Here is a 14,256-nt window from a genome sequence, read left to right as displayed (position 1 = left end):
CCACCAGGAACTCCAGCATGCCCACCGATATCCATCCCAACCTGGCCGAAGCCCACACCCCCGAATCGCGCGCCGAGTTCGGCGTCGACCGCCCCGACGCCCCCATCCTGCCGGGCGCCTGGCTGGGCATGCTGGGCGGCGGCCAGCTCGGCCGCATGTTCACACATGCTGCCCAGGCGATGGGCTACAAGGTGTGCGTGCTCGATCCCGACCAGGACAGCCCGGCCGGCACGGTGGCGGAGAAGCATATCTGCGCGCCCTATACCGACGAGGCAGCACTGGCTGAAATGGCTGCGCTGTGCCCGGCGGTGACGACCGAGTTCGAGAACGTGCCATCGATCTCGCTGGACCGGCTCGAACAGCTCGGCGCCTTCGTCGCGCCGCGCGGCTACTGCGTGTCGATCGCGCAGAACCGCATCGGCGAGAAGAAGTTCTTCGCCGCCTGCACCGAGCGCACCGGCGTGCCGCCCGCGCCGCACTGGGTGATCCAGCACGATGCGGACGTCGACCAGCTGCCCGAGGAACTGCTGCCCGGCATCCTCAAGACCGCGCGCATGGGCTACGACGGCAAGGGCCAGGCCCGCGTGAAGTCGCGCGAGGACGTGCGCGCCGCGTGGAAGGCCATGCAGCACGTACCCTGTGTGCTGGAGAAGATGCTGCCGCTGGCCTATGAGGTTTCGGTGCTGGCCGCGCGTGCCGCCAACGGCAGCACGGTGACCTGGCCGCTGGCCGAGAACGTCCACCGCGACGGCATCCTGTTCTCCACCGTGATGCCCTCGACCAGCGTGTCGGACGACATTGCCGACCGGGCCCGCGCCGCCGCCGCCGCCATCGCCTCCGAGATGGGCTACGTCGGCGTGCTGTGCATCGAATTCTTCGTGCTGACCGACGGCACCCTGGTGGCCAACGAGATGGCGCCGCGCCCGCACAATTCCGGCCACATCACGATGGACGCTTGCGAGACCAGCCAGTTCGAGCAGCAGGTGCGCGCCATGGCGCGGCTGCCGCTGGGCCGCACGCGCCAGCATTCGGCCGGCAAGATGCTGAACCTGCTCGGCGACGTCTGGTACGAATTCGGCCTGGAGCGCACGCCTGCCTGGGACGAGGTGATGGCATTGCCGGGAACGAAGCTGCACCTGTACGGCAAGAGCGATGCGCGCCCGGCGCGCAAGATGGGCCATGTCAACTGCATCGGCGACAACGCCGAGGAAGCGGCGGCGGCCTTCGCCGGCGCGGCGGCGGCGCTGCACATCCCGAGCTGACCGCAAGCGGGCCGCGCGCCGCCGCCGTGGCGCGCAGCCCCGCTTTCCTGCCCACCGACCACCGCATCACAAGGATCCCCATGTCGCCGCGCACGCCCACGGCCGCCGAACTGGACGAAGCCGTCCGCCTGCTCGAAGCGGGCCAGCTCGTCGCCTTCCCCACCGAGACCGTCTACGGCCTCGGCGCGGACGCCGAGAACCCGGAGGCGGTGGCGCGCATCTTCGCTGCCAAGGGGCGGCCCTCCAACCATCCGGTGATCGTGCACGTGGTCGACGGGGCCGACATCAGCTACTGGGCCGATGAGGTGCCGGAGGCCGCGCAGAAGCTCATCGACGCCTTCTGGCCGGGACCGCTGACGCTGATCCTCAAGCGCGCGGCCCATATTCCCGCGGCCGTCGCCGGCGGGCAGGACAGCCTCGGCCTGCGCTGTCCCTCCCATCCGGTCGCGCAGGCGCTGCTGTCGCGCTTCAAGCGCGGCCGCGGCGGCATCGCCGCGCCGTCGGCCAACAAATTCGGCCAGGTCAGCCCGACCACCGCCCAGCACGTGCGCGACGAATTCGGCGACAGCGTCTACGTGCTCGAAGGCGATGGCGTGGAGGTCGGCATTGAATCGACCATCGTCGACCTGTCGCGCCTGGCCCAGGGCGTGGGGCCGGTGCTGCTGCGCCCCGGCGCGATCACGCCGGAAATGATGGCCGCCGTGCTCGGCAGCACGCCGCAGCCGCCGGACGCCGCCGCGCCGCGCGCCTCCGGCACGCTCAAGGCTCACTACGCGCCGCGCACGCCGCTGCTGCTGGCCGAGGCCGGCACGCTGGCAGCGCGGCTCGCCGGCTTCCCCGCCGATGCCCGCATCGCCTGGGTCGGCGCTACCGCGCCGGCCGATGCGCGCTGCACCTGGGTGCAGGCCCCGGCCGAGCCCGAGGCCTACGCGCGCGAGCTGTACCGCCTGCTGCGCCGCCTGGACAAGGAAGGCTTCGCCTGCCTGGCCTTCGAACGCGTGCCCCCGGGCCACGCGTGGGACGGCGTGCGCGACCGCCTGCAGCGCGCCGCCGCGGCGTTCGAGTTCGAGTAGCACACGCCGGGAGCATCGGGGCGCGGCATCGCCGTCGCGAGCGCCCGCCCTCTCCCCCGGCGCCTACCGCGCCTCCCGGCGCCTACTGCGCCCCCCGATACACCCACTGCATCAGCGCGTCATGCGCTTCCTGCGCGCGCGCGGCATTCGGGTGGTTGATGTAGGCCACCACCACATAGCGGCTGCCGTCGAGCGCGTCGACATAGCCGGCGAGCGCGCGCACGTCCTGCAGCGTGCCGGTCTTCAGGTAGGCGTTGCCGGCCGCATTGCTGCGCGTGAGCCGGCGGCGCAGCGTGCCGTCCACGCCGAGGATCGGCAGGGAGTCGATCAGCGCCGGGCCGACGTCGCTGGCTACGGCCTGCTGCAGCAGGCGTGCCATGTCATAGGCGCTGATGCGTTCCTCGCGCGACAGGCCGGAGCCGTTGTCGAGCACGAGGTCGGGCATGTCCAGGCCCTGCTTGTGCAGCCAGCGCTGCACCACGCGTGCCGAGCGCGCCGTATTGGCGGGACCGCTGCGGTCCTGTTCGGCGCCGATGGTCAGGAACAGCTGGCGCGCCATCACGTTGTTGGAGAACTTGTTGATGTCGCGCACGATGTCCGACAGCGGGGCGCTGTAGTGCCGTGCCAGCAGGAAGGCGCGCGGCGGCACCTTGCCCAGGCGCAGCGCCGGCGCGTGGGCGAAGCGCCCGCCGGCCTGCTGCCATTCGGCGACGAAGCCTCCCCAGGCGAAGTCGTTGTGCGACAGGGCGGCGATATTGACCACGTGCTCGCCGCACTCGGCCGAGTAGCTGCCGTTGAAGGCGGCCAGCACGGTGCCGTCCGGCTGCGCTGACAGCACCGGGTCGGCGTGGGAGCCGCCGTCGCGGCACTTGCCGCGCGAGAGCGTGAGGCGGTTGTCCAGCTTGAGCTGGGCCAGCGCCGGCGTGACCGAGACGGCGACCGATTGCGTGGCCGGGTCGGGCGCCACGGTGAACGACAGCGTCTTGAAGGCATAGAGCAGCGCATCGGGCTGCACGTTGTAGGCGCGCAGGCTTTCGCCATCGATGGTGCTGCCGTTGTCGAGGCTGCCGTCGAAATAGCTGCGGTCGAGCACCAGGTCGCCATTGATGGTGGTGGCGCCGGCGGTGCGCGCGGTGCCGATCAGCTTGGCCATTTCCTCGGGCACCAGCTTGGGATCGCCGTGGCCGCGCAGGTACACATTGCCGTTGATGGTGCCGTTGTTGTCCGGCTGGTTGTCGGCGTAGAGCGAGGTCTGCCAGCGGAAGCCGGGGCCGAGCAGCTGCAGGCCGGCGAAGGTGGTGACCAGCTTCATGGTCGAGGCCGGATTCATCGGCGCCTGGGCGTTCCAGCTCGCCACCGGCTGGGGCGCGCCGACCTTGATGACATAGAAGCTGGCGGCCGAGGGTGGCACCTGCGCGCGCGTCAGTGCGGCGACCACGGTGGCCGGCAGGCCGCCGAGCCGCTGCGCCGGCTCGGCGCGGCGGGCCTGGCCGGCATGGCGGGTCTTGCCGGCGGCAGCCTTGGCGGTGACGGGCTTGGCAGCGGCGGTGGACAGGTGGCCTGCGCACAGCAGGGCGGCGGCACAGAGCGGCAGCAGGCCGCGGCGGAGCAGGGTGGAGCGATTGGGCATGGTGGCGATGTTAACGCATGCCCACCGGCTTCCGGATGACCGCGCGGTGCGGAACGGCTGCGGGCGTTGCAAAGATGCCGAGACCTTGCCGGCGCGCGTGCGCCAGGCGGCGCAGGCGTCGCCCGGTGCGCCTGGCCGGGCGCCTGTCAGAGCGCCATTCAGGTCGCCGGAGGCGGCATGCCCAGCCGCGACAGCAGTGACTTGAGCGTGGCCTGCTCCTCGGGCGACAGCGCCTGGGCGATGCGCGCATCGTGCGCGCGCACCGCGTCCGTGACCGCCTCCAGGGTCTTGCGTCCGCCATGGGTCAGCGCCAGGCTGTAGGCGCGCCGGTCAGCCGGTGCGGGGCGCCGCTCGACCAGTTGCATGGCCTCCAGCGCGTCGACCAGCAGCACGGCGCCCGAGCGCGCAATGCCGAGGATGCGGGCGAGGTCGGTCAGCTTCAGGTGCGGATTGCGCGCGATGATGATCAGCGCGGAAAAGCGCGGCGGAGTGATCTGCCACGGTGCCAGCGAGGTGACGAAGTCCTCGTAGATGCGGATCTGCGCGCGCCGGATCGCATAGCCCACCAAGCTGTCGAGCACGCCGTAGTCGACGTCGGGCAGGTGCGGGTCGAAGCCGGCATCCTGCAGTGCCGGATCGGGCGCGAGCGCCTCGCGGTTGCCGTGCTGGCGCGGCGTAGCTGGGGCCATGGTGTGAGGAGGGACGGGTCGATGTGAGGCGCGGCCGGCGCGGGGCGGCTAGCGGACGCGGAAGTATCGCATGTCGACCCGGTCCGGATAGCGTGCGCCGGTGGCGACGAACAAGTGCTGCATCAGCCAGGCATAGCGCGGCGCGCCCGTCTCGAAGCGCGGCGTGGTGCGGAAGTAGAGGCGGGCCGGATCGACTGCTTCGCCGGCGGCGAGGCGCGCGACCAGCGCCTGCGGTCCGCTGCGCAGGCCGGCGTTGACGATGTAGATATGCGCGCCGTCATCGGTCTCGAGCACGTAGCGCGCCTCGATGTCGGCCACGCTGATGGCGTCGCTTCCATCGTCGGCGTCCGGCGCGTCGTGGCGCATCAGCTGGAAGTCGGCACCGCCGGGCAGGATGCGCCCGCGCAGCAGCGGTCCCTCGACGGTGCCGTCGAGGATGGGGATCACGCGCCGCCGCCCGAGCACGCTGGTGCCGGCTTCGAGCGCCGGCGCCAGCCGGAAGGAAAAGTCCGCCACGTGTTCCAGCGTGGGCGCGGGCAGGACATGGCCGTCGGCCGCAGCGGCGGCGCTCACGGCAGCAGCTTCCAGTTGCCGTTGTCGATGGTCAGCATGACGCGGCCACGCTGGTCGAAGCCGAAATGATCCTGCGCGCTGTAGTTCAGCACACCGTGCGAGACCACGATGTCGCGCTCGTGCTCCAGCGCGTCCTTCAGCGCCTGGCGGAAGGCCGGCGTGCCGGGGCGCGCCTGCTTCAGCGCGACCGGCACGATGCGCTGCAGCACCAGGCCGGCATCATAGGCGTGCGCCCCGAACTGGGTGCGGCTTTCGGTGCCGTACTGTTTCTCGTAGCGTCCCACGTAATCGAGCCCGGCCGCCTTCGACGGCGTGCCCGCCGCCAGCTGCTCGGCCACGATCACCGGCCCGGCCGGCAGGATGGCGCCGTTGACCGCCTTGCCGCCGATGCGGATCAGGTCCTTGGTGGCTGCGCCGTGCGTGTGGTAGACCGGGCCGTTCCAGCCGCGCTCGCGCAAGGTGGTGTGCGGCAGCGCCGCGCCGGTGCCGGCGCCGGCGATCAGCACGGCATCGGGGCGGGCGGCGATCAGGCGCAGCACCTGTGCGGTGACGCTGCTGTCCGAGCGCGCATAGCGTTCCGTGTCGACGATGCGGATGCCGTTGGCCGCCGCCGCGCTGGTGAACTCCTTGAGCCAGGTCTCGCCATAGGCATCGGCGAAGCCGATGAAGCCGATGGTCTTGACGCCGTTCTTGTGCGCGGCCGCGGCCACCGCCTGGGCCATCAGTCCGGTCGGCTGCGCCAGCCGGTAGGTCCAATCACCGCGCCCGGGGCGCAGTTCGATGGGCGAGAAGGCCAGCTGCACCGTCTTGCTCTCCTCCGCCACCTCGGCGATGGCAATTGACGGCGCCACCGCCGACGAGCCGAGGATGATGTCGACCTTGTCCTCGGTGACGAAGCGGCGCGCCAGCTTGGTCGCCTGGGTCGGGTCGGAGGCGTCGTCGAGCACCACATAGCGGATCGCCTCGCCGCCGATGCGCTCGGGCAGCAGCGGCATGCTGTTGCGCTGGGGAATGCCCAGCGAGGCCGATGGCCCGGTGGTGGACAGGCTGACACCGACGGTGACGTCGGCCAGTGCGGCGCCGCAGGCGAGCGTGGCGGCGAGCGACAGCAACAGGCGGGCAAGGCGGGGGCGCGGCATGGTGGTCTCCTCTTTCATACAGTCTTTCTAGTTGGTCCGGTCCACGGCATTCTCCGCTGCGGTGGGCCGGCCAGGCGTCGCGGCCGGGCGCGGACGTGGCGCCCGCGCCGGCGGCATCAGCGGCCGCCGCCCTGCAGCGACTGGCGGTCGAAGCCGGCAAGCTGCTTGTAGCGCAGCGCGATGGCTTCCAGCTCGCTGTGCGCGATCACCTGCCCGATCTCGGCGAAGCCGGCGGGCGCGCGCTCCTCGGCCAGCTGCATCACCTGCTCGGGGCCGTTGAGGCGGTTGCGCAGCACGATGCCGGCGGTGCGCGGCAGGCGCTCGGCCTCGTACTCGCGCAGCGCGTAGGCGACATCGGTGCTGCCCGCCAGGCAGTCGACCAGGTGGCGCGCGTCCAGGATGGCCTGGGCGCTGCCGTTCGAGCCGATCGGGTACATCGGGTGCGCGGCGTCGCCCAGCAGGGTGACGCGGCCGAAGGTCCAGCGCGGCAGCGGGTCCTTGTCCACCATGGGGAATTCATAGATGGCCGCGGCGCCGTCGATCAGGGCCGGGATGTCGATCCAGTCCCAGCGCCAGCCGGCGAAGGCCTCGCGGAACACGGACTTGTCGACCTGCTTGTTCCAGTCGCTGCGCGGCGGCGTGTCATCCACGTGGTCCGGCACGCGCAGTTCCGCGATCCAGTTCACCAGCGAGCGGCCCTGGCGGCGCAGCGGTTCGGAGATCGGGTAGGCGACGAACTTCTGGTCCTGATGGCCGGCCATGAACATCGAGCGTCCATCCAGGTAGGGCGCGGACTCGGTGACCGCGCGCCACAGCATGCGGCGCGAGAAGCGCGGCAGGTCGCCCTCGGGATAGAAGTGGCGGCGCACCGCCGAGTGGATGCCGTCGGCGCCGACCAGCACATCGGCCTGGGCCAGCACCTCGGCCTGGTCGGCGCGGCGGCGCAGGCGGAAGGTCGCCGCCTCGCCCGGTCCGCGCCGGCGTTCGCCGGTATCGAGCACCGCTTCGAACGCATGTCCGGTGTGAACGCGCGCGGCGCCCAGCCGCTCCACCGCGACGCGGTGCAGCAGCATCTGGAACTCGCCGCGGTGGACCGAGAACTGCGGCCAGTCGTAGCCGGCCGCGCGCCCGCGCGGCTCGTGCCAGATGCGCTGGCCCAGCTTGTTGTAGTAGGACAGGGAAGCGGTCTCGACGGCGATCTCGGCCAGCGCGTCCTGCAGGCCCAGCTCGGCCAGCTCGCGCACGGCGTGCGGCAGCAGGTTGATGCCCACGCCGAGCGGACGCAGGGTCTCGCTGGCTTCCCACACCTCGGCCTCGATGCCGCGGCGATGGCACATCAGCGCCAGCACCAGCCCGCCGATGCCGCCGCCCGCGATGGCGATCTTCATGATGTCTCCCCCTGCCCATGAGCGCACCTGGAACGCAGGACGCGCGGGCTCCGGTTGCTGAAATATTGTTATGCAGTATAACAATCGGAGCCGTGCCCGCAAGGCGTGCGGGGCCTGGGGGAAACCCGCGGGTACGGCGTCAGCCGAGCGCGGCCTTGCCGCCCTTGCCTGTGCCGTCCGCGCCGGCATCGTCCGGCTGGCCGGATTCCAGCGGGAAGACCGCGTCGTAGGCGAGGTTGTAGAAGAAGGCGTAGACCATGTAGAAGATCGCCACCGCGATGTCCATCAGCAGGGCCTGCAGCAGGCTGATGCCCAGGTACCAGGCCACCGCCGGCAGGAACACCACCAGCAGGCCGAGTTCGAACAGGACGGCGTGCAGCACGCGGACCGCCGTCGATTTGCGCAGCTGCCCGGTCAAGCGCAGCATGGCCTTGTCGAACAGCAGGTTGTAGACGTAGTTCCATACCGCGGCGATGGCCGAGGCGACCACGGCCATCAGGCCCATCTGGGGCAGTCCGTAGCCGAACACCCAGCTGGCCAGCGGCGCGAAGATCAGCAGGCCGATCAGCTCGAAGCCGACCGTATGCCGGATCCTGTCCATGGGGGTGCGCATCTTCATGGTCTTGTCCACGCGAAAGCAAAGCGGCCAGTCTATCCGGGCGCAGTGGGAGATCAAGTTAGGTAGTATCCGGAAAACAGATGGATCGGGAATCTGCGTGATGAGTCTTTCACTCGAACAATTGCAGGCCTTTGTCGCCGCGGCCGAATGCGGCTCCTTCTCGGCCGCCGCGCGCCGCCTGGGCAAGGCCCAGTCCGTGGTCAGCACGGCGGTCGCCAATCTCGAGATCGACCTGGGCAATGCCTTGTTCGACCGCAGCGGCCGCTATCCTGTGCCGACCCCGGCCGGTGAACGCCTGCTGGCCGAGGCCAAGGTGATCCTGGAGCGCTGCGAGCATTTCCGTGGTGTGGCCGCGAGCCTGGGCGAGGGGGTCGAGACCCGGCTGGTACTGGCAGTGGACGAGCTCTACCCGGAGGAGACCCTGGGAGTCATGCTGGAGGAGTTCTCGACGCGCTTCCCCGCGGTCGAACTCGAACTGCTGTTCCCGCTGATGGAGGACGTGAGCCGCCTGGTCAGCGAAGGCTGCGCCGACCTGGGCATCATGTGGCGGCAGGAAGTGCTGCCGCCGGCGCTGGCCTTCCATGGCCTGGGCTGGGTGCCGATGCAGATCCTGTGCGCGCCGGACCATGCGCTGGCGGGGCAGCGCGTCGGCTGGGAAGAACTCAAGCGGTACCGCCAGCTGATGGTGGCGACGCGCAGCGACAGCGAGGAGAAGATGCGCCTGCGCGTGGCCGCCGACGTGTGGTGGGTGGAAAGCCAATGGGTCATCGTGGAACTGGTCAAGCGCCGGCTCGGCTGGGCCTTCGTGCCATGGCACGTCGCCGCCAACTCGCCGGCCGCGGCGGCACTGGTGTCGCCCGCGCTCGATTTCGACGAGCAGGACTGGCCGGTGGCGATGGAGCTGGTGTGGCACAAGCAGCGTCCGCTGGGCAAGGCCGCGGCCTGGCTCAAGCAGCGCATCTGCCGCCAGCCGCTGCCCCGTCCCGCCGCGCTGCCGCGCCGCCAGGCGGGATGAGGCGCGCGGCCGTTACCAGACCCGCACCTTGATCTGCAGCGACACGCAGCCGGTGCCCTTCTCCTTGGTGGTCGGCACCACCACCAGGTTGGCGCCGATGCGGCCGAATTCCACGCTCAGCACGGGTACCGCCAGCGGGAACCAGCGGCCATGGTCCACGTCCGGATAGCCGCGTATCGCGCCCACCATCACCCCGAGCCGGAACGGCCCCAGGTGCAGCGGCTGCCAGGCCAGGCCCCCGTAGGTCGACTGGGCGCGCATGCTGTTGCGGTAGGTGCCGGCGACCAGGGTGAAATCCTCGGTGAAACGCCAGGCCGCGCCGAAGCCCCAGTTGAAGGCATTCAGCGTACCCCTGTCCTTGAAGTGGTAGGAGAGGAAGCCAGCGTCCAGCCAGATCTGGCTGTGGAAGGGTTCCTTGGCGGCCTTGGCCGGGGCTGGGGCCGAAGTCTCGGGTTGGGTCTGGGCCGGGGCCTGATCCGGGGGCGGCGCGGTGTCCGCGGCAGCCACCTCACCTGTGGCGGAAGCGTCTGCCGCAGCAACGGAAACGGGTCCGGCGCCCGGTGCGCCCGGTGCTCCGGGTGCTCCGGGTGCTCCGGGTGCGGTCGATGCACTCGACGTGTCTGGTGTGGCCGATGCGTCCGGTGCGCTCGGTGCGTCCGGCGCGCTCGGTGCGTCCGGTGCGGTCGAGGTGGCCGACGCCTCCAGCAGGTCCTCGGCGCGTGCGTTGCTTGCGCCGCTCTCGCCAGCCTCGTTGACCGAGCCTACCGTGTCGGCCGCCCAGGCCGGCGCCGGTGGCAGCGCGACGCACAGGGCCAGGCCGGCCAGGCAGGCACACACGGGTGCGAGGCGATAGGGGATACGCCACGGGCGCGCGCTGGCGCCGTGTCGGGGGGAGCGTTGCATGACGGCTCCTTCAGAAAGCGGATGGTCCGCGGGGACGGCCGGCGGCATGGCCGCGGGCCCCTGGAGCGGGCGTGGTCCGGCTGGCTATGGGAAGGCGCTGGTCATGGCAAGGTCCCCCGGTCGGTCGGCCGGTGCGGGGGTGGCACGTCTGCCGCGTGCCGACCCCGGCAACCGGCATGATGTTGATGGCACAGCCGCGATGCGCGGCTGTGCATGGATGGCATCCGTTGCTGCCTGTGACTGGAGTGTGGTAGACGGGGCGGGGTGTCGCTATCGGCCGGAAGCCTTAAGGCTGGCGTACTAGGCCGAAGCGTCTAGGACGAAGGTGCGGGGCGGGGATGAGCGCTGCGGGGATGCCTGGTGTGCCGGCGGTCAGGCCGCCGGCCTTGGTTGGGGCAGGGCGCTAGTGTCCTGAATCACGAATTCCTGGACTAAGTCAGCCCTGGTTCCGTCGACGGGCCACGCGATGCGCCGTCACGAATGCTCGCAAGGCTCCAGCCTTGCTGCGCTCTGCCCCTGGCCTCGCCCCGATGTCCCGACTTCCAGTATCGAGAAATAACGTCCTGACGCTTCACAACTAGCGACCCAGCCCGATGTCGCGCGCCAACGCATGGTAGCGCGCCACGCGTTCCCGCACATAGGCGGCCAGCGCATCGCCGTGCCGGTCGAAAGGAAAGAGGCCGGCCTGCTCGCGCAGTGCGGCGAAGGCGGGGCTGGCCTGCAGCCGTGCCAGCCGGTCGACCCAGCGGCGGTAGTCGGCCGGTGCCACCTGCGGGCCCATATAGACGCCGCGCGCGATCTCCCAGACGATGTCGTAGCCCTGCTCGCGCGCCGTCGGCACCGCCGCCAGCCGGCCGGGCAGCCTGGCTTCGGACAGCACTGCCAGCAGGCGCACCTGGCCCATGCCGAGCTGGGCCACGGCCTCCGACGCGTCGCCGGAGACCGCCTGCACGAAGCCCGCGCGCAGCGCGGTGAAGGCTTCGCCGCCGCCTTCCACGCCGATGAAGCGGAAGCGCTTGAAGTCGACGCCGGCCGCGCGTGCCACCAGTGCCGCCTTCATCCAGTCCTGGTTGCCGATGGTGCCGCCCGCGGCGAACACCACCCGCGACGGGTCGGCCGCGAGCGCGCGGACCAGGTCGCGCAGCGTGCGGTAGGGCGAGTCGGCGCGCACGGCGATGACGCCATAGTCGGCGCCCAGCGTGCCCACCCAGCGCACGTTGTCGATGCCATAGGTGCCGAACTTGCCTTGCGCCAGCGCCAGCAGCGAGCCGCCGGAGAAGGCCACCAGGGTGTCGGGCTCGGCGGCGCGCTGCGTGATCAGCGTGTTGTAGGCCACCGCGCCGATGCCGCCGGGCAGGTAGCTCACCTGCATGGGCGGCGAGGCCGGCGCCACCAGCGGCAGCGCCGCGCGGGCCAGCTTGCAGGTCAGGTCGAAGCCGCCGCCGGGTTTGGCCGGCACGATGCACTCGGGTGGGGCCACCGCGCCGGCGGCGGGCATGGCGGCCGGCGCCAGCATGGCGCAGGTGGCGAGCAGGAGGCCGGCGGCGCGGCGCGCCGCGGCGGCGGGACGGTGGGTCATCGTGGTATTCCAGACAGGGCGGGCGGGTGCGGCGCCGGCTGCGGCGCCGGCGCGCGTCGGTGCGAGAATAGCGCCTGTCGGCGGCGCGCGCAGCATCGCGTGCGGCGCGCGCCGCATCGCGGCCGGCACCCGGTGCGGGACACCAGGGCACCAGAAGAACGAGGAGGAGCAGCGGGCATGAGAGTACTGTTGGTCGAGGACCACGATGAACTGGCCACCTGGGTGGCGCAGGCGCTGCGCGCCCTGCATTTCACCGTGGAGCACGCGCCCGATGCCGGCAGCGCCGAGGCGCTGCTGTTCAGCACACACGCCGGCGGCGGCGTCGGCGCCGCCGGGCCCGGCAGCGACTATGCGCTGGTGCTGCTCGACCTGACCCTGCCCGATCGCGATGGCCTCGACCTGCTGGCCGCGCTGCGCCGGCGCGGCTGCCGCGTGCCGGTGATGATCCTGACCGCGCGCGGCGCGGTGGGCGAGCGCGTGCGCGGCCTCGACCTGGGTGCCGACGACTACCTCGCCAAGCCGTTCGACCTGGCCGAGTTCGAAGCGCGCGTGAAGGCGCTGCTGCGCCGCTCGCGCCAGACCGAACTGCCGCAGGTCGCCTGCGGCGGGCTGCGCTTCGACACCGTGGCGCGTACCTTCAGCGTGCACGGCGAGCCGCTGCCGCTGACGCCGCGCGAGCATGCCGTGCTGGAGGTGCTGATGAGCCCGCCGGGGCGCACCGCCAGCAAGGACAAGATCTTCGCCAGCATCTTCACGCTGGCCGAGGATACCCAGCCCGACGTGATCGAGGTCTACGTGCACCGCCTGCGGCGCAAGCTGGAGGGCTCGGGCGCGGCCATCGTGACCCTGCGCGGCCTCGGCTACCTGCTGGAGGCGGCCGGTGCCTGAGCGGGTACCTGAGCGGGTACCTGAGCCGGCCGCAGGCGCCGGCGGCGGCGCCCGGCCGCGTCGCGGCACCAGCCTGCGCGCGCGCCTGCTGTGGTGGCTGATCCCGCCCCTGCTGCTGCTGCAGGCTGCCTATGGCGTGGTGGCCTATCGCAAGGCGCTGGCCTCGGCCGACCTGGCCTACGACCGTACCCTGCTGGCCTCCGCGCGCAATATCTCCGAGCGCGTCTCGCTGACGCCAGCCGGCGTGCGCGTCGACGCGCCCTACATCTCGCTCGACACCTTCGAGGTGGGCATGAACGCCACCATGTACTACCGCGTCAGCGGCGTGCACGGCGAATTCGTCTCCGGCTACCGCGACCTGCCGCCCTACGACGACAGCCAGCCGCGCACCGCGCTCTACCCGGCACTGGTCAGCTTCTACGATGCGCAGTACCGCGGCGAGCCGGTGCGGGTGGCGGCACTGCACCAGCCGGTCATGGATGCCACCGGCGCCCATGGCGGCATGGCCCTGATCGAAGTGGCCGAGACGGTCGGCTCGCGCCAGGCACTCACGCGCAAGATCCTGTTCGAGGTGCTGTGGGGCCAGCTGATCCTGACGCTGGCGGCGGTCCTGGTCATCTGGCTGTTCACGCGGCGCGCGCTGGCGCCGCTCGATGCGCTGCGCGATGCCGTGGCCGCCAGCCAGCCCGGCACCACCACGCCGCTGCCGCTGCACGCCGCCCCGCGCGAGGCGTTGCCGCTGGTGCAGGCGCTGAACGGCTATATGGGCCGCCTCGACCAGGCGCTGGCGGCACAGCGGCGCTTCATCGCCGATGCCGCGCACCAGTTGCGCACGCCGGTGACGGTACTGCGCACGCAGGCCCAGCTTGCCGCGCGCGAGACCGATCCGGCCGAACTGCGCCGCATCGCGCAGAGCCTCGCCGACAGCAGCGCGCGCATGGCCGCGCTGGCCGACCAGCTGCTGTCCAGCGCGCGCGCCGCGCACGGTGCCGCCGCGCCCGCCACGCCGCTCGACCTGACGGCGCTGGCGCGCCAGGTCTGCCTCGAACTGATGCCGGCGGCGCGCGCGCGCGGCATCGACCTCGGCCTGGAAGCCGGGGGTGGGCAGTGGGTGGCGGGCACCGAACTGCTGCACGAGCTGCTGGTCAACCTGGTCGACAACGCCTTGCGCCATGCCGCGCAGGGCGGCACGGTCACGGTGCGCACGCTGGCGGAAGACGATGCTTGCGTGCTCGAAGTGGAGGACGACGGTCCGGGCATCCCCGAGGCCGAGCGCGACGCCGTGCTGGAACCCTTCTACCGCGGCAAGGGCGCCGGCCCCGGCGGCAGCGGACTGGGGTTGACGATCGTGCGGGAGATTGCCACGGCCCACGGCGCGGCGCTGCAGCTGCGGGACGGGGCCGGCGGCAGGGGGTTGCGGGTGCGCGTGGCGTTTTCCCCCGCCGTGGGCGACGGGGTGCCGCGCAGCTGAGGGCGACGGCATGCCTGCCCGCGCCGC

13 protein-coding genes are annotated in these 14,256 nt (G+C 71.6%); 5 read left to right on the top strand and 8 right to left on the bottom strand.

What is annotated here, in order from left to right:
- Window positions 1-17 precede the first annotated feature (17 nt).
- Together BKK79_RS07480 and BKK79_RS07475 are read left to right on the top strand one after the other, a co-directional pair.
- Complete coding sequence (locus tag BKK79_RS07480) at window positions 18-1,262, top strand: 5-(carboxyamino)imidazole ribonucleotide synthase (protein ID WP_071011233.1); 1,245 nt, start codon at window positions 18-20, stop codon at window positions 1,260-1,262.
- Window positions 1,263-1,342: 80 nt separating this feature from the next.
- Entirely contained in the window at window positions 1,343-2,335 is a 993-nt protein-coding gene (locus tag BKK79_RS07475) for an L-threonylcarbamoyladenylate synthase (RefSeq protein WP_071037466.1), read from the top strand.
- Between the two features lie 82 nt (window positions 2,336-2,417).
- On the opposite strand, the gene dacB is transcribed toward BKK79_RS07475, so the two are convergent.
- The 6 genes from dacB to BKK79_RS07445 form a co-directional block, all read right to left on the bottom strand.
- Window positions 2,418-3,965 carry a D-alanyl-D-alanine carboxypeptidase/D-alanyl-D-alanine endopeptidase gene (gene dacB, locus BKK79_RS07470; RefSeq protein WP_071037465.1) on the bottom strand — a complete coding sequence of 516 codons (1,548 nt, stop codon included), beginning with the start codon at window positions 3,963-3,965 and terminating at the stop codon, window positions 2,418-2,420.
- Between the two features lie 158 nt (window positions 3,966-4,123).
- Window positions 4,124-4,654: a MarR family winged helix-turn-helix transcriptional regulator gene (locus BKK79_RS07465; RefSeq protein WP_071037464.1), complete on the bottom strand. Its 531-nt coding sequence runs from the start codon at window positions 4,652-4,654 to the stop codon at window positions 4,124-4,126.
- Between the two features lie 48 nt (window positions 4,655-4,702).
- A complete protein-coding gene (locus tag BKK79_RS07460) occupies window positions 4,703-5,227 on the bottom strand; it encodes a DUF3237 domain-containing protein (protein ID WP_071037463.1) in 525 nt (174 codons plus the stop codon).
- Entirely contained in the window at window positions 5,224-6,366 is a 1,143-nt protein-coding gene (locus BKK79_RS07455) for an ABC transporter substrate-binding protein (protein ID WP_157128408.1), read from the bottom strand. Before BKK79_RS07455 ends, BKK79_RS07460 begins: the two co-directional genes overlap by 4 nt.
- Before the next feature lie 116 nt (window positions 6,367-6,482).
- A complete protein-coding gene (locus BKK79_RS07450; RefSeq protein ID WP_071011245.1) occupies window positions 6,483-7,754 on the bottom strand; it encodes a flavin-dependent oxidoreductase in 1,272 nt (423 codons plus the stop codon).
- 139 nt (window positions 7,755-7,893) lie between these two features.
- Window positions 7,894-8,367, bottom strand: coding sequence for a PACE efflux transporter (locus tag BKK79_RS07445; protein WP_071016090.1), 474 nt, complete (start codon window positions 8,365-8,367; stop codon window positions 7,894-7,896).
- A 106-nt stretch (window positions 8,368-8,473) separates the two neighbouring features.
- Between BKK79_RS07445 and BKK79_RS07440 the strand changes: the two genes are divergently transcribed.
- Window positions 8,474-9,388 (top strand): LysR family transcriptional regulator, encoded by a 915-nt coding sequence (locus BKK79_RS07440; RefSeq protein ID WP_071011246.1) that lies wholly within the window; start codon window positions 8,474-8,476, stop codon window positions 9,386-9,388.
- A 12-nt stretch (window positions 9,389-9,400) separates the two neighbouring features.
- On the opposite strand, the gene BKK79_RS40250 is transcribed toward BKK79_RS07440, so the two are convergent.
- Together BKK79_RS40250 and BKK79_RS07430 are read right to left on the bottom strand one after the other, a co-directional pair.
- Window positions 9,401-10,291, bottom strand: coding sequence for a hypothetical protein (locus BKK79_RS40250; RefSeq protein WP_157128407.1), 891 nt, complete (start codon window positions 10,289-10,291; stop codon window positions 9,401-9,403).
- 577 nt (window positions 10,292-10,868) lie between these two features.
- Window positions 10,869-11,870, bottom strand: coding sequence for a tripartite tricarboxylate transporter substrate binding protein (locus BKK79_RS07430; protein ID WP_071037461.1), 1,002 nt, complete (start codon window positions 11,868-11,870; stop codon window positions 10,869-10,871).
- A 177-nt stretch (window positions 11,871-12,047) separates the two neighbouring features.
- Here BKK79_RS07430 and BKK79_RS07425 point away from each other — a divergent pair, with 177 nt between their 5' ends.
- Window positions 12,048-12,758, top strand: coding sequence for a response regulator (locus BKK79_RS07425; protein ID WP_071037460.1), 711 nt, complete (start codon window positions 12,048-12,050; stop codon window positions 12,756-12,758).
- Window positions 12,751-14,229, top strand: coding sequence for a sensor histidine kinase (locus BKK79_RS07420; protein ID WP_084084589.1), 1,479 nt, complete (start codon window positions 12,751-12,753; stop codon window positions 14,227-14,229). Before BKK79_RS07425 ends, BKK79_RS07420 begins: the two co-directional genes overlap by 8 nt.
- The last annotated feature ends 27 nt before the right edge of the window (window positions 14,230-14,256 follow it).

Origin of the sequence: Cupriavidus sp. USMAA2-4 (genome assembly GCF_001854305.1) — a bacterium.
GTDB lineage: Bacteria > Pseudomonadota > Gammaproteobacteria > Burkholderiales > Burkholderiaceae > Cupriavidus > Cupriavidus malaysiensis.
The sequence above is the reverse complement of the archived record's forward strand: the minus strand, read 5'-3'. Positions and strand labels throughout refer to the sequence as shown.

Coding starts and splice junctions, on each gene's coding strand:
- BKK79_RS07440 (WP_071011246.1), top strand. CDS start 8,474: ATGAGTCTTTCACTCGAACAATTGCAGGCCTTTGTCGCCGCGGCCGAA.
- BKK79_RS07475 (WP_071037466.1), top strand. CDS start 1,343: ATGTCGCCGCGCACGCCCACGGCCGCCGAACTGGACGAAGCCGTCCGC.
- BKK79_RS40250 (WP_157128407.1), bottom strand. CDS start 10,291: ATGCAACGCTCCCCCCGACACGGCGCCAGCGCGCGCCCGTGGCGTATC.
- BKK79_RS07445 (WP_071016090.1), bottom strand. CDS start 8,367: ATGCGCACCCCCATGGACAGGATCCGGCATACGGTCGGCTTCGAGCTG.
- dacB (WP_071037465.1), bottom strand. CDS start 3,965: ATGCCCAATCGCTCCACCCTGCTCCGCCGCGGCCTGCTGCCGCTCTGT.
- BKK79_RS07425 (WP_071037460.1), top strand. CDS start 12,048: ATGAGAGTACTGTTGGTCGAGGACCACGATGAACTGGCCACCTGGGTG.
- BKK79_RS07450 (WP_071011245.1), bottom strand. CDS start 7,754: ATGAAGATCGCCATCGCGGGCGGCGGCATCGGCGGGCTGGTGCTGGCG.
- BKK79_RS07465 (WP_071037464.1), bottom strand. CDS start 4,654: ATGGCCCCAGCTACGCCGCGCCAGCACGGCAACCGCGAGGCGCTCGCG.
- BKK79_RS07480 (WP_071011233.1), top strand. CDS start 18: ATGCCCACCGATATCCATCCCAACCTGGCCGAAGCCCACACCCCCGAA.
- BKK79_RS07455 (WP_157128408.1), bottom strand. CDS start 6,366: ATGCCGCGCCCCCGCCTTGCCCGCCTGTTGCTGTCGCTCGCCGCCACG.
- BKK79_RS07430 (WP_071037461.1), bottom strand. CDS start 11,870: ATGACCCACCGTCCCGCCGCCGCGGCGCGCCGCGCCGCCGGCCTCCTG.